The following is a 22,225-nucleotide window of genomic DNA, read 5'->3' as shown; positions in this document are numbered from 1 at the left end:
TGCCACGAAGCCAATTGCGCCTGATAGCCGGAAAGCTGTTAAAGGTGCAGAAGAGGCGTTTGATCGTTTTTACAAAACCACTGAAGCTTCGGAGGCGTAATTTGGTTCGACCCGTTGGCCGGCCTCGCCCAACCGGGCTAGCCAAGTTGAGCGGATACCACGCTACATCCGAAGGCCGAAAAACGCACACTTTTCCTATTCTCTGTGTCACCGCGACTGTTCGGTAGCGAGAAGCCGGCGAAAGGACCCGCGAGACCCAAGCCCGGTCCGAAAACCAACCGACGCTGCAACGCATCTTTTCGAAAGCGGGCATTGATCTAGAAGTTAGGTGAAAAGAGCGTTCATTTCGGTCAACTGATCCGGTTGTCTGACCAAATCTCGGATTTGGGCGTTTACGCCTTAGCATTCGATAAATTCGATAGTATCCACGTTAGGATTGACCTGATGCGTGACGTCTGGGTCCGACCGGTCAATCTGTCCATCAGTACACGGCACCCCGGCCCGCCTGTTTGCTCTCAATGAGGCAGCAAGCGGATTTCTGTCAATCCGTGTTTCGGACAAGAACCCATAGCCCAACATCTTTGATACCATGAACGATCCTTTCAGAGGTTGTCACGTGTCCGACATGCCGGGCCTGGGATTATTCCTCAACGGATGCGCGTCAGATCGGGACCGGTCCGTTTGGACCGCCATTGGTGCGGGCGGTCAAACATGCTTTTGGCGTCGGGACTGTAATGCCTGCAGCCGTCCACATCAGATTTCAGCGTTCGGATCATTTGGTTGTGGTAGACATAGCAGTATTCACGCAGGTAAATTTTGCGCCCCGCCGGTTTCAACGGTGTAGGGGGACGGACAGCCACGCGTATTGAGTTGGCGCTCGATTTCAGGAAGGATGCGACTGTCCAAATGCCGGTAGTCACAATGGTAAATACTGTTTGAGAAACCGTCGCCATTGTTGGTATGTGAGTAAACGTCGATGACATTTATGCCATGTCCGGAGGCCAGCTCCGCCAGCACAGTGTTGAATAGGCGCACGACTAAAGCCGCTTCCTGGTTCTGCTCTTTTGTCAGCTCTTCAAAAAACGTCGGGGCCGGAATATTAATCATATGCAAATCATGATGCCAACGCGCATTTTGCTGCGCAATCCAGGCAATAGAGTCTTGCGCCGTTTTGCGGGTCAGTGCGCTCAGATCGCTTTTCCGCTTTTCCGCCGCCTTGATGATGCCATCATTCCAGCGGCAATCAATTTCTCCAACCGATAGAAGAACGCGCGCACCCGATGGTATGTTTGCGAGATGCCGTGCCACAAGAGCACGATACTTTGCGGTCTTGGCAGCGCCCAGATGGAACGCCTTCAAGCCAAAACAAATCCGCGGTTGCACGATGTGCTGTGCCCCATCAATCTGAAGCTTGTGCCCCGCAAAGCTCAAACAATGGCTTTCACCGACATGGTACAGTGGGTCCTCCGCACCTGAGACCTCGGGACGGTATAAATTGGTCAATTTGGCGAGGTATTGCGCGTAGGCTTTGCAGAACACCGCATCTTGTGCGGGCATGGCCTTCAACTCACCTAGTAGATCAGCCTTGTCGAATTGTGCCAACGCCTGCTTTACGGCCTGATCATCCGCTTTGAGGAAATGAGCGATCGCCTGTTGAATTTGGAACTTTGGTGTCAGCGACAAACGTTCCATCAAGACAGCGCCCGTCGGAATGGCGCTCACCGCACCGTCAATCTGCAATTCAAGATTGTGTCGATTGACCCATGCGGTATCGTATGTCGGACGCAACACCGTTGCCTGTTGATAGAGCCTCAGCGCTTCGTCAACCTCGCCTTTTTCCAAAAGGTCATTGCCCAGGTTGTTGGCCGCAAAAGGATGATCCGGGGCGAGCCGGAGCGTTTCCCTAAAACAGGCGATGCTCCTCTCAAATGACTTTTGAGCCGAATACGCCATGCCCAGAGTGTTTATCGCATCCGCGTTTTGTGCATCCTTCGCGATGACTGTCTTGCACGCTGAAATAGCTGTTTCAGGATCGTCGGCGAGGATTGATAAATAGGCAAAATTTGTCAGTGCGGCGCTATGTTCCGGATTGATCTCGAGAGCCTTGCGACATTGGGCAAGGCCGAAGTCCAACTGCCCCATATCAGCAGCCACCGAGCCGCTTTCGGACAGCGCCTCGACAAATCGCGGCTGAACCATGAGGGTGGTTTTCAGCATCTCGCTTGCGGATTGAAGCTTGCCTTGCTGTCGCAGGGTGACGGCCGCGTTAAAATACGCATAGGGGTCATTTGGGAACCGTTTGATTGCCGTTTCATAGGTTTTCAGGGCGGATTTTATGTTGCCCACGGCCAAATATGTGTTTGCAAGATCGTTCAGGACGGTTGCATCACTCCGGGACTGCCGCGCGGCGCGTTCAAGAAACGGTATCGCTTCAGAAAACGCCCCTTGTCGCTTTCGGCAGGCTGCCTTGATGACCAAAGCATCTAAGCAATGCTGCAATTGCTCAAGACGCGCGGCGGCCAGACGTTCTGCTTCCATCAACCGACCCTGCTCAAAGGCCTCACGCATCTTCGCAACATCTTTTGAATCAAGAGAAGCTGGCGCATGTTTCGGCAACGGCCTTGCCTGCAGGAGCCTTTTGCGATTGCGTTGAATTTTCTTATTGCCCGGGAAACCTTTGAGGTAGCTGTCGCACAACGCAAGGGCTAGCGAGAGATCGCCGCACTTTTCAGCTTTTGCGATCCCACGGATGGTCTTCTGTAACGATGATGGCTTGGCTTGGTGCGGGTTTTGCGAGGGACTGATCATTTCCGGGCGACGGGATGCTTTACGTCCCAGGACATGCCGGACAACAACGCAGTCTGAGCGGCGTATACTGCATCAAGTTTTTGTGCCGGAGCCGAGGGGCTTTGAATGAAAGGACGCCAAATTTGCAGGCTTTGCGTCTGGGCTGTCTGATCTTGCTTGGCGTGAATGCCGGCGTTGTGGTGATGCTCGTCCTGCACTGCCAGAAAGCCCGGACGCAAGACCATCTTTTCACTGGATAGGGCGGTACTTGCATCCGCGCCAACACTGGCGGACAAAGCTTCAACCGCTTCCTGCCAGCTTCTATGGTCAGCCGTCTTTCCTGACTGGGGTGCCATTCGTCTACGCGCCTCCACGGCTAGATGTGCCTGTTCAGCCTTGGTTGCCCAGTGGTTTTGCATGCAAGCGTTACTATTTGATTGATCACAGGCCGCCGAATTGGCCGTTCGATCTGGCAATGGCAAAAAACGCGTCGTCAAACGTCTATTGTCACTCCCTTCGCGCGCCATGACCACGCTTAAACCCAAGGTTGACAATGCATTCGACCTAAAAATATAGGATGTGAAACTGAGCCAGACAGTACTGAACTCAGTGGGCGCTTGAGCAGGAGCGATAAAGCCACACGGTATCTCGAGGCGACCTATCTCTGGTGGGGTGAGGCCGCGAACAACCCGGTGTCGTCCGTCTATGGCGGCCGGATGGTGCACTTTTCCGAATGCGCTAGTGGTCGATCTGCTGACCGGCACGTTAGAAAGCGTCACTGATCTGACGCTGTTCGGCGGTGCTAATGCGCTGGCCGTGGAAAGCCCGCCTGGCATATGGGAAATCGTGCAGGCGGGCACAGCAGACCTGATCGCGCCGGGCCGCTATCGCCTGACGCGACTGCTGCGAGGACAGCGCGGCATGGAAGCGGCCATGGCCAACTCAACTCCGGCAGGCGTGAGCGTCGTAAGCATTTTGAATGAGCTCAACCACGAAACGATCACGATAGTCAGTTGCCACGTCGGTCGTTTGCCCTGCCAAACTCTCAGCAAACCTATTCAAATACTGACCGTCCTCACCGATGGTGCCGAGGAACCCTCTGATTTTGTTCGACGCCAAGGTCTCTACGATTTCGCGCGGCGACTCTGAGAGGGCCTCGGTACTCCTAAGGTTGTTGCCGTCTACTATAGTGGATGCATCTTTCATCTACTCACTCACTCGCAGTGTTCCTAAATATACTTGTCCGCTGTACGGTGTCATATCTACGCAAGCGCAACGGAAAAATCTTAAAGTGCGTTATCCCAATCATTGTGAGATGCCATGGCTATGCTGATCCGCGCCACTTGAGTGGTGCACTTTAATGTTTGTGCATGATTGGCCTGGGTTTCATCGGGATGATGGTTTCCGGAGCCGGTGGGCGGTAGCCCCGGGCCCTATGTTGTCGTTTGGTGTTGTAGTGTTTGCTCCATTGTTCGATCAGGATTTGCGCCTCCCTTAGCGAGTAGAAGACCTCTCCGTTCAGCAGTTCATCCCGAAGCCTTGCATTGAAGCTTTCACAATACCGGTTCTCCCAGGGCGAGCCGGGCTCGATGTAGGCGGTCTTGGCACGGACTGCTGAGATCCAATCTCGAACGGCCTGAGCGATGAACTCTGGGCCGTTGTCTGACCGGATGTAGGCAGGGACACCGCGCAGAATGAACAAGTCGGTCAGCGCGTCGATAAGCATCAGCTTGTTGAAGGGGATGTCGCAGGAAGCGCTGAGGGTGATTTTCTGTTGCTTGGTCATCGGGATTACTCCGCGACGGGCCAGCCGGGAGCCACTCTCCCGACCTCCGAACCCGTCACGGAAAACCCGGGCCACCTCTCCCTCTAAAGAGTCGATGGACCTTAAATCTATCGGCGAACGAAACAGCTGGAAGAGTCGCGCCTAGCAAGCGATCTGAACCGTTTTTCGAATCCGACTCCGCCTGACATTCGGAACTGTCGTGGCTATTGCCAAGCAAACGTTTCGAACAAGAGTACTCAAAGAAAGTATTTTTGGTGCGATAGGTTCCCCGAAGATTTGATCGAAACCGGAAAGGAACTTCCATTGATACTCGGAACTGCAAAACAGCATTTCGACGAAGACATGAAAAGAGCGCAAGACATCCGCATACACGCGGTGGCGCTTCCGATGGCAGACTCAAAGATGACCTATTCAGATCGTCCTGGATGACTGCAGTTGGTGCCAGCGATGCCTTTTTCTGCGATGCATGTGCGGATCTTGTCTCTCGAACTCTGAGGGCCAAAGATTACCAACCCGACGGAGACCTTCAAGACAAGTTAAACAATTTAAAAGTCCCAGTAATAGCCGTTTTAAACACCACTAATGGGTGGCGTTGGCGTATGGCCGCAAGAGAGATAATCGAAAAGGAGAACGTACTCTCAATAAAACAAATCAAGGGCCTCTTGAATATTTTCTGCCGGGAGGGAAGTAAGTTGCTAACGCAAGACACTGTAGAAGCTTGGATATTGCATGCAGAAATGCGCCAACGACTTTTCGGGATAAACCAGCCGCAGTACAATCAATTGCAGGGTGCAGCGAAGAACAAAGCCAAAAAGCTAGCCCTTGAGCATCTTGGTCGTCGGATGCAGAGCATCTGTCAAAGACGGCATGACTGCATACACAACTGCGACCGCCCTAAGTATGCGATCCAGGCCATCACAGAAGACAAGACCCGCAAAGCCATTGAGGACGTGGCTTTTCTGGTTAATCGGTGCACAGATGACTTGCGGGCCGAGTACCCGCAGTACCTGATCTCACGCGGCTTTTCAGGTGCGACCCGCAACTATGTGGGAGCCTGATGACACCGCAAGATCGCGTAGGCGGCGGGCGCGCCGACGAGGCTGGAGAGCTGGCCAAAGCTCCAATGCGTTGGGGCAATCGGCTCATCAGCTCCGGGCAAGACCAGCCCCAACTTCTCAGGGTTATCGCGATGCGCCTCCACGCGGATCGCAGCGCTTTCCACCGTGCGCGTCCGGCTCCGCTCCGCGCGACCATTGACCGACGCGAAGAAATCGTCGAGCGACAGATACCGCTCGTCATCCGGCCGCGAAAACCATTCGGACGACACGCAGTCCACATTCGTACCGCGCGACACATCCACCTTGTAGACGCCATTCGCATCGGGGCGCGCATTGAAATTCTGTTCCTGGATCATGGGGTAACCTCCACGACAGGCGCCGGAGGCCACTCCTCCAGCCCTAGCCCGTCACGGCACCCCAAACCCATCTCTCACTTTCCCGCCGGAGTAGCCGCGCGTACAAACCGCGTAATCTCGCAACCCCATTTCAATGGCGTTTTGCGACTCGGACAGGTTGTGGCATTCTCGCGGGAGCGTTCGATTGCGCTGGCAATTCGTCCGCCGAGGACCTCTCCATGGACAGAATGCAGACCGACACACATCTGAACACCAGTATTTACGGTGCCTAAATGTGCGACGCTAAATTTTCCCATACCGCGAGTGCCTACGCCAAAACACGCCAGCGCAGGCCGCAACGCGCTGTTTTCCCATTTGGTTTTTTCTTGAGGGACTGTCGCCGTCTGTCATGCTGGAGTTTATGGAACCCAACGATCAAAGAAAATACGGCGGCCAGACGGCAAGCGATACCTCGACAGGGCATTGCTCCATTGGGGCCGGGACAGCAGATCGCGAAATCGTGCGCGTGGGACGTGCAAGCGATGACCCACGTCTGGTCGACTTGGTTCGTCTGCTGGCACGGCAAGCTGCAAGAGATTTTGTCGAAGCGGAAACCGCGCGTCATGGACAGAGCAGCCCCCGCGATTAGGGAGGTGAGCATATGAAAGCGGCACTTTACGGATGGTATTCATCTGACAATCAACGCGATGCCTCAATTTAGGATCAGTTACGCATCTGCCGTGCACGCGCGGAATGCGAAGGCTGTACGATTATCGACCGCTATACGGATCGTGCGATCTCCGGGGCCTCGCTCCTCCGTCCAGGCGTTCAGGAACTGATCGCCGATGGGCTCAAGCGGCGGTTCGATGTAATTCTTACGGAGTCACTGGATCGGCTTTCGCGGGACCAAGAAGATATCGCCGGGCTCTATAAAGGGATGCGCTTCGCCGATGACAGCATCGTGACGCTGTCCGAAGGCGAGGTCAGCGAGCTGCATATCGGCCTGAAAGGCACAATGGGGGCGCTCTTCCTGAAGGATCTTGCGGATAAAACTCGGCGCGGTCTGCGTGGTCGGGTGGAAATGGGGCGGTCCGGCGGCGGGCGCTGCGTTGGCTATGACGTGGTTCGGACCGCAGTCCCGGACGAGCGGGGGAACGCGAGATCAATCCGATCGAAGCGGCTGTCATACGGCGGATCTTCCGCGATTACCTCGCCGGGCAATCCTCACGCACCATTGCATTGACCTTGAATGAGGAAGGCATCGCGGGACCGCAGGGCAAGGAATGGGGGCCTTCGACGATCCACGGTAACCCCAAGCGCGGCACAGGTATTCTCAACAACGAACTCTACATCGGGCGGCTGGTCTGGAACCGGCTGCGCTACATGAAGGATCCCGACACCGGCAGGCGGGTGTCCCGCCCGAACCCGGAAAGCGAATGGGTTGTGCACGAAGTGCCTGATCTACGGATTGTTGAACAGCCGATGTGGAACGAGGTCAAGGCGCTACAAGCCAGCCTTACGTTCGATACAACCGGGGATAGCAGCAATCCAATGAATGATCGCAGGCGACCCAAGCACCTTTTGGGGGGCCTCATCAAATGCGGATGCTGCGGCGGTGGCTATTCGCTGATCTCAAAAGACCTGCTGGGCTGTTCAACAGCCCGCAACAAAGGGACATGCAGCAATCGAATGAATATCCGGCGCGATGCTTTGGAAGCCTCGATCCTGAACGGTTTGCGCAAGCATTTGATGGAGCCGGAGCTCTTCAAGGAGTTCTGCGCCGAATTTACGCATGAGGTGAACCGTCTTAGGATCGAGCGTGGCGAGGATTTGGTTGGATGGCAAAAAGAGTTTGAACGGGCTGATCGTGAATTGGACAAGATGGTCGACGCCATTCTACAGGGCTACCCGCCACTCAAGCTGAAGGACAAGGCCGAGAAGCTGGAAGCGCGCAAAGCCGAACTGGCTGAGATGCTAGCAAATGCCGATGAGCCACCGCCCCTGCTGCATCCGAACATGGCACATGTCTATCAGGATCATGTCGGCAAGCTATGCGAGAACTTACAGCGCGAGCAGGACCGCGCACCAGCGGTCGAGGTTCTGCGGTCGCTGATCGAGCAAGTAACGCTCATGCCTGACAACGGGTAATTGGCGATCATCTTGCGCGGCGATCTAGGCGCAATCCTGCGATTTGCGGCAGGAAAGAAAAACCCCGACTTCCTTTCGGAGGCCGAGGCACTAAACAACCTGCTATCGCAGAGATCGTTGGTTGCGGGAGGGCGCTCAAATCTCAACTTGCAAACGAAAGACGGCCACCCGGTAGGGGCGGCCGATCTTCGTGAACTTGCATCGCAAGTTGAGATGGTTGCGGGGGCTCGCTCTGATCTCAAATTGCTTTTTCAAGCAGCAGCGTAATATTCTCAAATGTTCGGTCCCCGCCGCAGAGTCCTTGCGCTTGGCCAAACAAGAGGCCTGGTTTCTATGGCCTGAGACTGATCTGCAGCGCTTCCATATCGATCTCATCCGTCGAGCCATTCAAGTTGCTAAGAAAGGCCAGCAGATCGTCTTGCCGCGGTTGCCCGAAAGCCAGCCGGTAGATTGCGACAGAGCGTCTGAGCCATCCCATCAACGAGGTCTCGCGGCTGTAGGGCAAACTCAACGCATACCGCTCAATGCAAGTTTCGCCTTCCAAGAGCCAGAATGGTTCCAGACCACCCCCGCGCGCGGCACCTTCTTGGGCAACGTCAAACATCTGCCTCCAAACGTCCTGATCCGCGCCGACCATGGTTCGAGGCTGAGAAGAGCGCTCCGCAAGATTTTGGCGAATTGCGAGGTTTTTATAGCGATGAATGCGCCCTTCGCGCTGTTCCAGATCAACCGGATTGGCGGGCAAATTCCAGTGCACAAGGCGGTGGCAATATAGATGGAAGTCTAAACCCTCCTGGCCGATCGACGTGGAGGCAAGCACGAATGGTTTGAACGGTGAATTAAAGGCTGTGCGAATGGTAACCGTTCGCTGAGCGGCAGCATCCTCCTGACCTTTTGCAACCAAACGGGTCGCGAAGCGGCCCCGCATTCCGAACGGTTTGGGTGTATGGATGCGTCCTCGACGAGCTTGGTACCGCTTGATTTCAATCCGAGCTGGTTTGAGCGAGAGTGCTTCATCGATAGCCTTGGAGATCACAGTAACCGCTTCGGATGGGCCGGCATCTGTCTGTCCCTCTGCTTCCAGAAGGACGTGCACATATTCATCCATCACGGACTGTAGGTCATAATCTACGCAATGATGCAGAACTGACTGCCAATAGACTTCATCGCTGTTTCCACGTAGCAGCGCCTGGCTTTCAGGTTGGTTGAAGAGCCCGCGAAACGCCATCCCAACGCGCGCTGCGGCATTCAGAAGAGCTGGATCATCGTAGGATAGATTGGGCGCCATGCGCCGAAGAGAACGCAACGCGCAGGTCGCGGGACTGCCCAATGCTAAATCGGTCAAGTGATCAAGCAAGATGTCGAAGTCTGGCTGTCCAAAAACATGCTCCGTCCGGGACGCTTCGTTCAAAGCATCGATATGTTCAAACCAGTTTTCGAGACCATCGTCGCGGATTTCGTCGCTTAGTATTTTCCCTTGAGCGAGCCACTTGCCAAACCCGTCATGGTCTTGGTCAAGACACGCCGCACATGCCCACTCCCACGTCTCGGCCCGCACACCACTGCCCTCTTCTCCAAGCCGATCAGCAAGTTTTTGTAAGAGACCGCCGCGCTCCGCAGGGTGAAGTCTCTTGTCGATCTTTTTGGCGTACGACACCAGCCGCTCTTTTGCCAAAGTGCGCATCGTCGTGACATCAGGTACAGGCTCACCGCTGAGGAAAATTGTCAAAGGGTCCACTGCTTTTGCGAGCGTCGGCGAAGGGATAGCCAATGGCAGGGCACGCAAACCTGTCAGGCGTGCTTTGGTCTTTCTGAAGTTCAGAGGTTGCGTTTGCTTTCTGAACGCATCGGAATATGCGTGTCCGAGTTGATCCATCCCCATAGCCCGCTCGCTTTCATATGAAAGCAGCGCCGCAATCGCGTCTGGTACCATCGCCCATTGCGAGAATATGAGCAATTTGCTGGCCCGAATGCGCGGCCCGAAATAAGGCAGACTTGCTGGAACCCAGAGCCGTTTTGCCATATCGTTCTGAAAGGCAATTTTCTTCAGCGCCCGCATCCGACCGTTGTTATCTGGGATTGCGTCGTAGGCCTCCACTGCACGCTTGTCGATTTGCGCAGATTTGGCGTCCTTGATGGCCTGAACCAATGATGCTGGCGGCGCGTCCTTGAGATGCTCCAGCCGCTGGCCAAGCTTGTAGTCACGCAAGAAACTCAAAAGATATGGCGCCGACTTCCAATACTCGACTGTGCCCGGTGCGTCTGCCGCGTCAGCAACGCGCGCGACAGCGCGCGCTTCGATTAGATCACTTGGCTCCACAGTCACCGGGACGTCGATGTCCCGCATCATTGCATCACGATCAGCGGTTTCAGACACCCGTTCGGTTCGGGCAATAACGCGGCGCAGTGTTCCTTCAATGTCGGATTTGATGTCTTTGGCGATATCAAAACTTCCCGGAAGGGTCTGCAAAGCGTTGCGAAAGCGCCGCATCTCTGTTTCCAACTCGGCGCGGACATGTTCGCCGCGTTCCCCAAAGAGAAAATCGAGAACGTCCAGAAACTCGCGGTAATGATCGCCGGCGTCGGCATCATCTTCGCGAAGCGATAGCATTTTGTACGGCGTGGCGGACAACAAAAGCACCTTGGCTTGGTTGCCATCAGGGTCCACCGCGTCAAAGAGCTTATGGGCAAGTTCTGCCGCCTCACTGTCACCGTGCAGAAGTTCGGTAAAACGCTGGAATTCGTCGAGGACAATCAGGTCCGGCTCTAGCGCCTCGGCACTTTCACGGGCAAGAATGGTGCGCAACTCACCGACAATTGTTTCGCGCCGTCGGTTTAGGTCCCGATCATTGTGCCGAAGCCCTTTATAACACTGCGCGCAGGCTTCAAGCTCAGCAAGCAGGTCCGGCCGCTTGGAAATTGCGTTCTGAAACCTTTGGGCAATCTGCGGCTCAATGGGTTGCGCATCGACCCAGCCGCGCGTGGACTTCCAGCCCTCCTTGCCTGCATAGCCCTGCAGCATCTTGGAGACCCCGCGACGATCATCGAGGAGATCCCAAATCAGTCGCAGGATCAAGGCACGTTCCTGTTTCATGCCGCCACCCTGTTTCAGGTCCAACGATGTTCCCGGCGTCAGACTAAAGAAGTTAACTCCCTTTTCCTTGATACCGCCTGCACGTGCCAGCTCCAGTGCGAGCATTGTGAGACGGGTTGGCAAGATCCGAGACTGCTCGCCCCCCATCACGTTCAAGCGGGCCACGTTTTGTTTGGCAATCGCACCGTTTGAACAAATATAGACAATATCAATACGCGGCACGGTATCTTGGAGCGCTTCGATGGTGCGGGCAATCACACCACGCGCAATCATGGTTTTGCCAAGCCCCACTTCATCAGCCACCAGAAAATGCCGAACAGCGTCCGGATCGCTCAGAAGTCTGCGCGAAACATACTCGACAGTGGTGCGCTGAAATGGCTTCAGCGGGCGAAGAGCGCGCTCGGCGCTAAAACGTTCAGCCATCCCTTGGCTCCGTCGGTACGACTTGCCGGAATGTCTCCCACAGCGCCAAGAAATCTGCTGGGATGACGTCACTTTTCCCAGTCTCAGGATCACTCAAACGGGTGACCAACCGTTCAATGTCGCGCAATTGCCTGCCGTCCCCCGCCAAGGCGCGGACCATATCTTCCAGAAGCGGTGCGTCCCTGTTGTCAGAAAAATCGCCAAAGAACTTGCCCCCTTGGCCTGCCGCAAACAAAGCCTTCGCAGCCTCTGAAACGTCTCCAAGCAGAAGACGAATATAGCGCAAGAAAGCCTCCTTGTTCTCAATGAGCGCACGCAGAATTTCTGAGGTCCGGGTTTCTGGCAGATTATTAAGTTCTGTTCCGAGCGTGAACTCTTGCTCGAGACCTGTCTCTTTGTCCTTAAGCTGCACGCCAACCCACCGCGTGACATTCTTGAGGGGCAGCCGCGCCAAGAGTTGTTCCTTACCATCCAGCGCCGAAAGCTCAACGCCGAACCCATCCCCGGCGACCAATGGCCAAATACGAACCTCCGCAATTTCTGGAATACGCACTGCATTTGCCGCCGATAGATGAAGGCCAATCAAATCGCCCTCATAGGTCTCACAGCGCATCTGCAGATGTGCCTGCGCCAGCTGCCGCCGGATTTCATCCAGCCGCCCCTCGGCAGCCTCCTCAGAGGAGACATCCTCTGGAATATACGGTACGAAGTCGCGTAAGTAACGGCCCAGATGTTCAGACGAAAGCTGTTGTTCAACTGATCCCAAATCACGCGTGTATCCCGAGAGCGTCGCAAAGACTTCAACATTTTCTCCACTAAGCAGAGCAGCCCGCGTGGCGTTTCCGGACCCCATTGTGATTTCGGTGCTGGAGTACCGCTCGGTGATGAAAGCCTTTGCGTGCAGGCCACGCGCCGGAACGGGTCCTTTGGTACCCTCTTCTGCGTCCTCGCCATCTTCGGTTTCGGCTAGTTCATCAAGAACGCGGACAGAGGCGAAATATGCAAGCGTTTCTGGCTTCAACAAAGCCAATTCATCGCTGCGCCCAAGCAGAAACGATTTTTCAGGTCCAACGCTACCCGCCAGCGTCGCGAGAGCACTGTCGGTGACAAACGGAGAAATGATCCCGAGGCTCTTGCCGATCTTAGGTCGCCAAACACGGTCAGTGAGCCCGTTGACGGCAAATCGGATGGCACGCACATGCTCTGGCAGGATCCAACAGGCTCGGGCCAGGTCATCAGCAAGCGAGGTCACCATGCGCGTTACACGGTCAGGCGTTGGACGGCCGGACGACAGGCTTGGCAAAGTGCGGATCAGGGAAACCAGTGGCGCATTCGCGGCATTCGTTGATGACTCAGTCGCACCATCCAAGGACAATGACAGATCCCAGGACGCATCTGTCGTCAGGTTGCGAGACAAGAGTGCCAGCCTCAGGCGCGACGGACCTTTTCCACCAAGTGGTTTGAAACGCAAAAGCCAAAGCTTGGGGTGAAACGCACCACCGCGTGGTGCAACCACTTCTGTCACAGTCTCTTCCAAAAGCGCTGTCAGGCGGTTGGCACCCTTTGGCACGGCTTTAATCCGACCCGCCTCGCAAAAGATGGCGATGCGCGATGACAATCGCTCCAACCCTTCCAGAAGGGCAAGCGGCGTGTCGAGTGTCTCCTGCCTGTTTTCAGCTGCGTGAAACGCAAGGGTCGCCGGAACCACAAGAGCTGTTTCAAAGTCAAGCGTGTAAGTCGTGGCCAGAGCTGCATCCAACTCAAAGCCCGCAGGTGCGCGCAGGATTTCCCCATAAAGTGCACGATTTTGCGGATCTAGCGCAGCGCTATCCGGCATCTACTAAATCCTTGACGTGATTGGAGACAACAGGCTGCCATCTGTAGTTCAGCGGTGCTGTTCCAGATGCGCCACTCCAGCGCATCAGCGCACCGTCATTTCGGAAGCGGGATTTTCCTCCCTTTAGTCTCATCTCCCGATCTTTGATCAACGCGCGCGCCTCGGTATTATTTGCAACAAGGCCATTTGTGCGCACAACGATGTCGCGCCAGGTTTCAATGAAACGGCATGTCTGCGGTTTCACTTTGTGAATGGTATCCCGTGACAGATCCCAAAGCTCGAAAAGATCCCAATCCAACAACTGGCTGATGTTCAGGGACTGGGCCCATTTATCCAGCAGCAACGCATAGTTCTCACCGCGATCGTGCCAAGTGGAACCATCACCACCCTTCATCGTTGCGGCCTTCTCACAAAGCATGAGATTATAAAGCAACGACGCGCCATGCATCAGATCCGAGAACCGATGCGCATGTTTCACAATTATCGTGATATCCCTTGGCCAATCTGATCGTCGCGGGTGCTTCCAGATCATATCACAGTCAGGTGCGGTTTTTTCTCGCGCCAAAAGCGTCAACAGGCTGGTGGGAGCCTGATGCGTCAAGCGATCCCGAATGAACCCTGCCTCATCAGGCGTCAGTGCGAAAGCAACCGAACTGTCCAAATCCTCCAGAAAACCTTCAGGAGCAGAGGGCAGGCCTGAGGCCCAGAGTGAGCGGGCCTCTCTGGGCGAGGCTTCAAAGCAGGCGTTTCGGCTCCCCTGAAAGCGGCGAATGCCAATCGTATAAAGACCCGCCCAATACACATCACTTGGCAGGCGTTTCAGCGTTTCCCGCGCTTCTCGTCCGATAACATTCTGTGTTTCGCCGCCATTGATTAGAGCCTCAATCAGGCGAAACTCCAACCCTCGTGCTAGCGTCTGCCGAACGGCGGCCGTCCCGGCTTGTTGGCCCGCCATCTGATATATCCATGGCACAAAAAGCATGTATCTGAGACGCGTTTGGATGGTGGACGTGCTGGGAAACATCAAGTCCGCCAACGCGTCGCGCACAGAGCCCAATCCCAACTCGTCCCGGCTGTCTTCCTGGCCGAACAAATCCATGATCCGGCGGGTCCGGTCACGATCGGCTTGGTCAAAATCAATCCATGCCAGAAGGGACATCAGACGCGTTCCTCCTGCGCAACAGGGGAAACCGACAGTGTCCCTTCGCTCATCCAATTGATCACGACGCCGTCTAGCCGCTTTTCTGGCCAGTTTTGGCGCACTAGGTCCGCATAGGCTGTAAGCTGAGGTAAATACGTGGCGAAACGTGTCTCTGGATCAGGACAAGCCCCAGATTTGTGATCAATGATCAGCACACCTGAAGGACCCTCGGCGACGCAATCGACAATGGCGTTTGTCTCGGAGCCGTCTGAGGCGATCTCTTGCAGAGGAAGTTCAAAATGCAGTCGATCATAACCACGCTCGCTCAACCATGCCGTCAGGAGGGCAGCCTGTGCCCCGATCTCCGTGAGCGTTGCCTCGGAAAGACCCGTCGCGGCGCGCAAGTGTTCGACTCTGTGAGGGTGCTGTATCAAGACGCGCAATGCCAGATGCCAGGCTGTACCCCGCATCGTTGCAGCCACCATCCGTGTGTCCGTCACCGGCGCGCCAAGATCGATTGTTGTCAAAGGGTTGCTGGTGAAGTCTTGCGCCGCTTCCAAAGTCGATGGGCTGCGCCGCCAAACCGTTTTTGGAGTAGCGTCGCTTGCGCGACGGGCTCCAAAGCCCGCATGCACCATTTCGTCCGATACCTCCGTCCTGTCAGGTTCCGCTGCGATCCCGTCACTTATGCGTGTAGGAAAAGCGCGCCCACTAAGGGTGAGCCCAGTCTCATGTGTCACTAAACCACCCTTGTCGCGGAGCACGTCCACCATCCGTTCCGGCCGCTCGCGTGAGGTCGTCCGCTCTTTTGGCAGTACAAGAATGAGCCTGTCGCGCGCGCGGGTCAGTGCCACATAGAGTTTTCGGGCGGATTCCTGTCCGTCGTGAGGATGCTGTGCATCGGAAAACACCTGTTGGCTTTCCGGTGCGTCAAAATCAGGAAAATAGCTAAGGCCTGCATGATCCAGCACTTGATCCAAATCGTCAAAACGCTCGAACTCAGCGCGCAACGTACCGGCGCGTTCAGCAATCTTCTGATCCAGTCCCGCGACAACAGTGATAGGCCATTCGCGCCCTTTCGCAGCATGCCACGTACATACCTCGATACCCGTGCCTGACCAGGCATCGGGATTGGGGTGACGATTCCAGTCTTTTTCCGTCTGACCCGCAATCCATCCCAAAAAGACCTGCAGACTGTTGCCATGATAGCCAGCGGCAGCGCGCAGGCCGGGCACCATCCGGTCGAAGTCCTGGGCCTCTGCCTCAAGCCGAGCAATATCTGCCAAAGCTTGGGCGGGTGACTGCAACCCAGCAGCCCAGTCCCGCAAACAAGTCGCCCGTATCACTGCAGCCATCGCATCTGCGATCGGGAGCGCCTCAATTTCCAGTTTCAAGAGCCGCAATGTCTCTAAGGCTATATGCGTGTCCAGCACACCGTCGGCAGCATTTCTAAGAGCTTCCTCCAACGCCACTTGCGGTGGGCCGAGCGTGAGCCAAGTGAGGGCGGCATGGCAATCACTTGGGTCGGCGGCATAGGCCAGCGCAGCACGGGCAGCGCGCATCGCCGCTGCTCCGAGCCATCCATCTTGCTGGATGCGCACGGGCAGGCCATGTGCTTCCAATGCGGCCGCGACCTGGCTCGCGTGACCGTGTGTATAGCACAGCACCGCAATGTCATTGGGTTGGGCCGCGCGCAGGTTTTCAGATACTTTGTCAAATACCTGTGTGCCCTCCGACAGAATGTCAGCGATGCGGTTGGCAATGCATTCGGGCCCTTTCGTGAACGCACTGCTTGGCAGCTTGATAACTTCAAGGGCCGTCTCACCGGTGACAGCGCGCTGCGGGGTCAATGGATCGTAGCCGCCCGGAAACAGAACAGGACCAAGCGTGTTGACCACATCCATAATTCGCGGATCAGAGCGCCAATTGCGATCCAACGGCGCGATCACATCCGGGTTCGCCGATTGCAACGCTGCAGAGAGGCGCGCATCAGCTCCCTGAAACCCCATGATGGACTGCTTGGTATCGCCAACAATCAGCGCGCGTTTGGCGCTACGCGCAAGTCGCCAAAGCAAGGCGAACTGCACCGGATTGGTGTCCTGAAACTCATCGATGACAACGCAATCGATCTCACCCATGACCGCCTGCAAAATTTCTGGCCGTGTTCTGAGCAGAGTTTCTGCCTCCACAATCATATCGGCGTAGTCGATGAGGCCCGCTTCACGCTTTGCTCTCTGATAAGCTTCAAGCACCTCCTGTGCCCCGGTCACGAGTGCGGTAAGATGCGCGCAAGCGTCTGCCAGTGGGCCCGGATGGCGCGGCAATGCGTCAGCCGCGCTGATGACAGATTCAGCCAGCGCGTCATACCCGTCGGGCGTCTTGGAACGAGAATTAGAAAGCCGGAGCTGACGCAGTTTTTGCCACAACGCCCAATCACGCTCCAACGCCCCATCCTCTGCTGCTCGGCGCAACTCCTTGTAATTTTTTGAGAACGTATCAGCGACAGTCTTTGTGGTGGCAAAAAAAGGTGCAAGATTGTCGGGAAACGCATCCAGAAGTGCTAGGACGGCGAGGTGGAGGTCTTTCGTCATTGGCCCGCCATCAGCCTCACAAGCGCCATAGCCCTCTGTCAGGGCCGTAAGTGCCGTGTTCACAATGTCCTTTGCCGCGCCACGATCACCCAAACTGCGAATAAGATCGACAGTTTGCAGCAACTTGGCGCGGAATTTATCCTCCGCGCTCAAACCCGTCTGCGGGTCCCAAGCATACCCAAAACGCCCCAAATCCGCCATCAGCGGCTTCAAAGCCTCGCAACGCGACATCTCCAACCGGATCAGCAAGTCGCGCTCAGGCTCACTCAAAAGGCGGCTTTCAGGAGACCGTCCTGCCGCAAAGGCATGTTCAGTCAGAAGGCGCTGACCCAAGGCGTGAATGGTGCCCATATAAGCACGGTCAATTTCCAATGCGTCTTGGATTCGACCGCGCACCATCAATTCCCCGCGAACACGATCCCGCATTTCTGAAGCGGCTGCCTCGGTGAAGGTAACGGCGAGAATCTTGCTCGCAGCAATTTCATCCCTTGCAACCCAATCTGCCAGAGTCTCTTTGATATGATGGGTCTTACCGGCACCTGCGCCAGCGGGAACGAGAGACAAATGGGTCATGCGGTATCCTCCTCAGGTAGAGTAAAGGCAGCAACCAAGGGGTTTTCTTCCAAGGCGTAAGCTTTGATCCCGCGTTCCTTCTCAAACCGTTTAACATCTCCGACCCGGTTCAGACGCACTGTCCCCGCTCCGACCTCCACGACAGTACCCGCGAGATGTGCCATTGCCTCTGCCGAGACATCACGCTGTGCAGCCTCAACACGTGGCAGACCACCGCCAGTGGCGTCTGCCAGCACAGACGCATCACGTGTCGTGTGATAAGCGGTCACGATCTGCGCGCCGCCCTCTATCAAACGCGTGAGAGCCGTATCCTCACTTGGGCGCTCCAGCATGGCCCTATAGAGCGCGACTTGAAGGTCCCATCCCTTTGACATTCGATCACGCCGATTGGGCGCGCTCGATCTTTTGTGGTCCACCACCAAAATACGTCCGTCGGGCAGTCGCAAAAGGCAATCAGCCTTCCCACGCAATATCAATCCGCCATGATCGCCACTGAGTGCGATCTCGTTTTGCAAAATCTCCGCACCAGCTGCCGCCAAAAACCCGGACCATGATTGGACGACATCCCGCGCCTCGCGCAAAAGAGTTTGGCGTTCGGTCGCCCAAGATGGTCCCGAGAGCCAACGCGCATGGCGGGCAATTGCGGCCTCCAGAATACCTGGGATCTTGTCCTGGAGCACATCAGTTGACGGAACAGGCGTATTTTCGGGAAAGGCATCCTCGAGAACCTGATGGATGAGCGTGCCCATGATCATCACATCCAAAGCTTCAGGTGCCCAAGTGCGATCCTTTGCGTCGAGTTCTTCAAGGAGCCATGCCAGCGGACTGACAAGCAAGGTTTCTAGGCGCGACGGTGATTGGGGTGCCACCTGCCCATTGTCATCATGGCGCAATCGCAGCAGGTCGAGACCGGGTTTGTCTGGCGTCCCAAGACCAAGGTTGAGATGGAGTATCCCATCTTCAGGCAGAACCGGGGTACCGCCGTTTGGCAAGACGTCGGGCAAATGGTGTGAAACTGGCCATGTCTCACGCGGCATCGAGCGGAGGTTTTGCACCAGATCTGCGGGCTTTTCCGCGCCAAGCACATGTGAAATCAAGGCCAGGCCGGTTGAGGGCGACAAACGCTCACCGCGCATATCCATCGCCGGCGCCAAGAGGGTCAGCCCCTCTGTTGCGGCACAAAGCTGGCGGCGAAAGAGCTCCATGCCCCGTGCCAGTTTCTCACGGCGACCTTTGAACTCCAGACCTGTCTTGTCGCGTATCAAGGCAACTTCAGCCTCGGTGAAAAATGGATCAGACCCTGGAAGGCGTGGCCAATGGCGCCCGGTCAGCCCCAAGGCAATGAGTTGACGCGCAGGCCGCCAAGGAAGGCTGGTTTCGGTGAAAAGTGAGAGCCCTTCCACAAAGCGATCATGCCCCGAGGCTGGTATCCCTTGCGGTGCGGCCAGTTTGTGTAGAAGCGGCCAATCCAAACCGTCTTTTGTCACCGCCCGCAAAGGCGCAATGCGTGGGTGCAGTCCTGCCTTCGGCAAAGCTTTGGCAATCATGCCTAGCCGCGCAAAGAGCTGCTCTGGCGTTTGGCACGGTCGCAACGCATCCACAATTTCTCGGGCTGACCCATCAAGCGCGGAGGCCGTCCGAGACCAGCCATAGTCCATGATCTCACGCGCCATGCGTTGGCCAGCATCACGCGGCCATGTCATCAAGGGTGATATGAACAGGGATGCCAATGCCGTTCGGGGGGCTGGCGCAGACAGCATGATCAACAGAAGCGACAGTAACTCGCCCGTCACATCCCGCGCGGCATGAACTTGAGGGCCGCCTGAAAGGGGAAGACCAAGATCATCACAAGCGTCCTTTAGTGCCGCCGTATAGATCGCGTCATCAGGGACCAGGAGGCCGATATCTTGGGGATGATCAACGACTTGATCATCCAGCATCCGCTGCGCGCGCGCGGCAGCGAATTGCGCTTCTTCACGCGGGTCACGCAATCCAAAGCAGGAAATCGTGCTATCCTGCGGGATCTTATGCGCCGAGGTGCCCAAGGCATTTTGGATTTGGCCCAATGCGCCTGCTGCGGTTGGCTCTGCTGGTGTCTGCCGCGCACGCCACTGGGCATGGGATGCCTCAGGTGCCGACCCATGATGTCGCTCGAGTGTCGCAGCCAGCGAGACCTCTGCCGCATCGGAAAATGAACACGGCGAAGCATTTAGCACAGGGAGTGACTCCAGAGCATCGGAGCCCGCGCTGGAAACAACATGTGACCATGTCGCGAGCGGCTCCGGCAGTCGCCCTATGTCGCGCCAGAGCTTTGTCAGAGCCATCAGATGTGTTTTGGCACGGCCATCTGGCAGGCACGAAACGTCAATCTCGTCTGGAACAAGAGCGTTGGTTGTGCGTGCGACGGAAATGAGGCCAGCTTCAACCGCCTGCACCGTCTCCGTGCGCGCCGCTTTAAAGCTCTCGGCCCAAGGCGCTTCCCGGCCCTCCAGAGCCTCGGCAAGGTTCCATTCTGCGGCTTGGGGTGCCAAGTAAACCTCACGCAGCAATTCGTCGGTCACCAAACGGGTGGCTCCTGTCGCTGGGCTCGCGGTCATCAAAGGATCAATACGCATGAACACTCTCAAGAATCGGCAGAATTATCATTAATCAAAGTTAGGCATTAAGGGTGACAAATTCTGTCATGGCAACGACGGGAAGTCATCCCGCTGATGTGCGGAAATCAAATCACGCAAAGCAGGCGGCGATAGAACCTCGACCTGATCACCCCATTGATAAAGATGCCAGGCCATTTCCAAATATCCCGAGGCTGAAAAACGCACAGTCAGAGACCCATCGGCGTCCTCGGTCATTTCTTGATTGGGGTGAAAAACAAAAAGGCGCGCCGTCGGTGCCGCAGTGGGCGCAAAGCGCCACGCGACTAAACCGAATTCCTCCTCTGAATGATAAGACCCAAAGGCTTGTGCAGCAAAGACATCAAGGTCGAATTCGGGATCCCGTGCAAAACTTCGACTTGTGATCTCCGCATGCTCAATCCGGTCCAACCGAAAACGCCGCATTACTGCATCTCCATCAACGGGCCTTGCAACGAGGTATTGTCGTGTCCCCAGCAGAACACCGTATGGATGCAACCTCCTCTCGCGGGGCCGGACCTCCTCGGCACCTCGATATGAGATCGTCAGTTCCCAAGGCGCTCTAAGCGCTTCTGTCAGCGTACCCAGCAACTGCGTATTGGTGATCACGCGTGGTCCCGGCCGGGATACAAATCCCTGGGCTTCCAAAAGGGCTTCGGCATCCGCCTCGGTTCTGCGTGCGAGACTGGAAGGCATGGCAGACAATAACCTGTCACGAAGTGCCCTGAGGTATCGTGCATCATCGTATGCCCCATCATGCAGCGCACGTTTTTCTGCCATATCCAGTGCGGCCAGTTCACCATCGCGGATCCCTTGCGCCTGAAGCCATCGCGGATCGCTGCGCGGCATGTGCCAGCGCCGACGTCGATGATCATCTTCCGAAATATCCACTTGAGGAAAAACCGCCTCGAACGCCCGCATCATCCGCTGCGCTGTGCGGTGATCGCAGTCAAATTCGCGGGTCACGTCCTGCAAAAGAATGCCATCGAAGCTTGATGTCGCCATATCAGCTACACGCAAAAGATCAGCTGCTTTCGAAAACGTCATGATGGCCGCCCCATTGAAGAACCAGAACCAATTTAAACACCTTGGGTGACAAGTTCTGTCATGGTCTTCTGGCTCCGTGTCTCTGTCAACGTCATACCGCAAGTGCTTTGAGCAGATCACTGGCGGCTCGCTCTTATCTCAAGTTGGTGTTTCAAGCGGCGGCATGGAGTTGCACGATTATCGTCAGGAGCCGTCCTTGGTACTGCATTGAAATACTATCTTAAAATCTAGACGGCAGGCAGTTCCTCGACTCACCACGAAATCACGACGAAAAGCTACACTGGGGGCGGATTATGCCAGTCTCAAATTGCTGATGGTCTGACCGCAGCCAATCTTGGATCAAGTCCGCTGATCGTGGCGCGTCTTCCCCTCTCAACGCGCACTCCCATACTGTCGCCACCCGCCACCCAAGCCCCAAAAGCTCATGAACGCACCGTTGATCGCGTTGCACATTTTTTGCAAATTTTGCATTCCAAAACTCGCTGTTGGTCGCAGGTGTGATACACCAGTGGCAACCTGAGTGACGATGCCAAAAACATCCATGAACCAACACGACTGCCTTCCAGCGGGTCAGCACTATGTCCGGCTTTCCGGGCAAGTTCTTGCGATGCAACCCGTAGCGCAAGCCAGCAGCATGAAGCAACCTTCGGAGTGCCATCTCAGGCTGGGTGTCGGCGCTTCGGATCGAAGACATGATGCGAGAACGTGTTGAAGTATTTACAATATCGGCCATACCGCTTGAAGTATTTCTCCTCTAGGGTGATTGAAATCA

At 55.9% G+C, this 22,225-nt stretch carries 14 protein-coding genes and 2 pseudogenes; 5 read left to right on the top strand and 11 right to left on the bottom strand.

Translation table 11 applies throughout. The annotated features are described in order from the left end of the window. Nucleotides 1–801: 801 nt before the first annotated feature. Nucleotides 802–2,568: a tetratricopeptide repeat protein gene (locus R8G34_15770; protein ID MDW3224313.1), complete on the bottom strand. Its 1,767-nt coding sequence runs from the start codon at nucleotides 2,566–2,568 to the stop codon at nucleotides 802–804. A gap of 236 nt (nucleotides 2,569–2,804) precedes the next feature. Beyond that, nucleotides 2,805–3,143 carry a hypothetical protein gene (locus R8G34_15765; GenBank protein MDW3224312.1) on the bottom strand — a complete coding sequence of 113 codons (339 nt, stop codon included), beginning with the start codon at nucleotides 3,141–3,143 and terminating at the stop codon, nucleotides 2,805–2,807. A 385-nt stretch (nucleotides 3,144–3,528) separates the two neighbouring features. Here R8G34_15765 and R8G34_15760 point away from each other — a divergent pair, with 385 nt between their 5' ends. Beyond that, a complete protein-coding gene (locus tag R8G34_15760; protein ID MDW3224311.1) occupies nucleotides 3,529–3,936 on the top strand; it encodes a hypothetical protein in 408 nt (135 codons plus the stop codon). A gap of 208 nt (nucleotides 3,937–4,144) precedes the next feature. On the opposite strand, the pseudogene R8G34_15755 reads toward R8G34_15760, so the two are convergent. After that, a pseudogene (locus R8G34_15755) lies at nucleotides 4,145–4,510 on the bottom strand (integrase core domain-containing protein). 488 nt (nucleotides 4,511–4,998) lie between these two features. On the opposite strand from R8G34_15755, the gene R8G34_15750 reads away from it, so the two are divergent. After that, nucleotides 4,999–5,631 carry a hypothetical protein gene (locus R8G34_15750; GenBank protein MDW3224310.1) on the top strand — a complete coding sequence of 211 codons (633 nt, stop codon included), beginning with the start codon at nucleotides 4,999–5,001 and terminating at the stop codon, nucleotides 5,629–5,631. 17 nt (nucleotides 5,632–5,648) lie between these two features. On the opposite strand, the pseudogene R8G34_15745 reads toward R8G34_15750, so the two are convergent. After that, nucleotides 5,649–5,987 (bottom strand): annotated as a pseudogene (locus R8G34_15745) (DUF932 domain-containing protein). Nucleotides 5,988–6,387: 400 nt separating this feature from the next. Here R8G34_15745 and R8G34_15740 point away from each other — a divergent pair. From R8G34_15740 to R8G34_15730, 3 genes are all read left to right on the top strand, one after another. After that, complete coding sequence (locus R8G34_15740; GenBank protein ID MDW3224309.1) at nucleotides 6,388–6,615, top strand: hypothetical protein; 228 nt, start codon at nucleotides 6,388–6,390, stop codon at nucleotides 6,613–6,615. Between the two features lie 84 nt (nucleotides 6,616–6,699). Further along, nucleotides 6,700–7,209, top strand: coding sequence for a recombinase family protein (locus R8G34_15735; protein ID MDW3224308.1), 510 nt, complete (start codon nucleotides 6,700–6,702; stop codon nucleotides 7,207–7,209). Then, entirely contained in the window at nucleotides 7,128–8,114 is a 987-nt protein-coding gene (locus tag R8G34_15730) for a recombinase family protein (GenBank protein ID MDW3224307.1), read from the top strand. Before R8G34_15735 ends, R8G34_15730 begins: the two co-directional genes overlap by 82 nt. Nucleotides 8,115–8,445: 331 nt before the next feature. Here the strand turns inward: R8G34_15730 and R8G34_15725 are convergent, their stop codons facing one another. The 7 genes from R8G34_15725 to vsr all read right to left on the bottom strand — a co-directional run bounded on the left by R8G34_15725 (nucleotide 8,446) and on the right by vsr (nucleotide 22,186). Further along, nucleotides 8,446–11,631 (bottom strand): helicase-related protein, encoded by a 3,186-nt coding sequence (locus tag R8G34_15725; GenBank protein MDW3224306.1) that lies wholly within the window; start codon nucleotides 11,629–11,631, stop codon nucleotides 8,446–8,448. Next, nucleotides 11,624–13,468 carry a phospholipase D family protein gene (locus tag R8G34_15720; GenBank protein ID MDW3224305.1) on the bottom strand — a complete coding sequence of 615 codons (1,845 nt, stop codon included), beginning with the start codon at nucleotides 13,466–13,468 and terminating at the stop codon, nucleotides 11,624–11,626. Before R8G34_15720 ends, R8G34_15725 begins: the two co-directional genes overlap by 8 nt. Beyond that, nucleotides 13,458–14,627 carry a DUF6361 family protein gene (locus R8G34_15715; GenBank protein ID MDW3224304.1) on the bottom strand — a complete coding sequence of 390 codons (1,170 nt, stop codon included), beginning with the start codon at nucleotides 14,625–14,627 and terminating at the stop codon, nucleotides 13,458–13,460. Before R8G34_15715 ends, R8G34_15720 begins: the two co-directional genes overlap by 11 nt. Next, nucleotides 14,627–17,773 carry a UvrD-helicase domain-containing protein gene (locus tag R8G34_15710; GenBank protein ID MDW3224303.1) on the bottom strand — a complete coding sequence of 1,049 codons (3,147 nt, stop codon included), beginning with the start codon at nucleotides 17,771–17,773 and terminating at the stop codon, nucleotides 14,627–14,629. The genes R8G34_15715 and R8G34_15710 overlap by 1 nt, the downstream gene beginning before the upstream one ends. Then, nucleotides 17,770–20,388 carry a PD-(D/E)XK nuclease family protein gene (locus R8G34_15705; protein MDW3224302.1) on the bottom strand — a complete coding sequence of 873 codons (2,619 nt, stop codon included), beginning with the start codon at nucleotides 20,386–20,388 and terminating at the stop codon, nucleotides 17,770–17,772. Before R8G34_15705 ends, R8G34_15710 begins: the two co-directional genes overlap by 4 nt. A 66-nt stretch (nucleotides 20,389–20,454) precedes the next feature. After that, nucleotides 20,455–21,453 carry a WYL domain-containing protein gene (locus R8G34_15700; protein MDW3224301.1) on the bottom strand — a complete coding sequence of 333 codons (999 nt, stop codon included), beginning with the start codon at nucleotides 21,451–21,453 and terminating at the stop codon, nucleotides 20,455–20,457. Nucleotides 21,454–21,715: 262 nt separating this feature from the next. Continuing rightward, nucleotides 21,716–22,186 (bottom strand): DNA mismatch endonuclease Vsr, encoded by a 471-nt coding sequence (vsr, locus tag R8G34_15695; GenBank protein MDW3224300.1) that lies wholly within the window; start codon nucleotides 22,184–22,186, stop codon nucleotides 21,716–21,718. Nucleotides 22,187–22,225 lie beyond the last annotated feature (39 nt).

The sequence above is a fragment of the Paracoccaceae bacterium genome, from assembly GCA_033344815.1.
GTDB lineage: Bacteria > Pseudomonadota > Alphaproteobacteria > Rhodobacterales > Rhodobacteraceae > Roseobacter.
The sequence above is the reverse complement of the archived record's forward strand: the minus strand, read 5'-3'. Positions and strand labels throughout refer to the sequence as shown.

What these genes read in the sequence shown, in the direction of transcription:
- R8G34_15770 (MDW3224313.1), bottom strand. Translation starts at nt 2,568, where the DNA reads ATGCGTGAGGCCTTTGAGCAGGGTCGGTTGATGGAAGCAGAACGTCTG.
- R8G34_15765 (MDW3224312.1), bottom strand. Translation starts at nt 3,143, where the DNA reads ATGGCACCCCAGTCAGGAAAGACGGCTGACCATAGAAGCTGGCAGGAA.
- R8G34_15750 (MDW3224310.1), top strand. Translation starts at nt 4,999, where the DNA reads ATGACTGCAGTTGGTGCCAGCGATGCCTTTTTCTGCGATGCATGTGCG.
- R8G34_15740 (MDW3224309.1), top strand. Translation starts at nt 6,388, where the DNA reads ATGGAACCCAACGATCAAAGAAAATACGGCGGCCAGACGGCAAGCGAT.
- R8G34_15725 (MDW3224306.1), bottom strand. Translation starts at nt 11,631, where the DNA reads ATGGCTGAACGTTTTAGCGCCGAGCGCGCTCTTCGCCCGCTGAAGCCA.
- R8G34_15720 (MDW3224305.1), bottom strand. Translation starts at nt 13,468, where the DNA reads ATGCCGGATAGCGCTGCGCTAGATCCGCAAAATCGTGCACTTTATGGG.
- R8G34_15715 (MDW3224304.1), bottom strand. Translation starts at nt 14,627, where the DNA reads ATGTCCCTTCTGGCATGGATTGATTTTGACCAAGCCGATCGTGACCGG.
- R8G34_15710 (MDW3224303.1), bottom strand. Translation starts at nt 17,773, where the DNA reads ATGACCCATTTGTCTCTCGTTCCCGCTGGCGCAGGTGCCGGTAAGACC.
- R8G34_15705 (MDW3224302.1), bottom strand. Translation starts at nt 20,388, where the DNA reads ATGCGTATTGATCCTTTGATGACCGCGAGCCCAGCGACAGGAGCCACC.
- R8G34_15700 (MDW3224301.1), bottom strand. Translation starts at nt 21,453, where the DNA reads ATGACGTTTTCGAAAGCAGCTGATCTTTTGCGTGTAGCTGATATGGCG.
- vsr (MDW3224300.1), bottom strand. Translation starts at nt 22,186, where the DNA reads ATGGCCGATATTGTAAATACTTCAACACGTTCTCGCATCATGTCTTCG.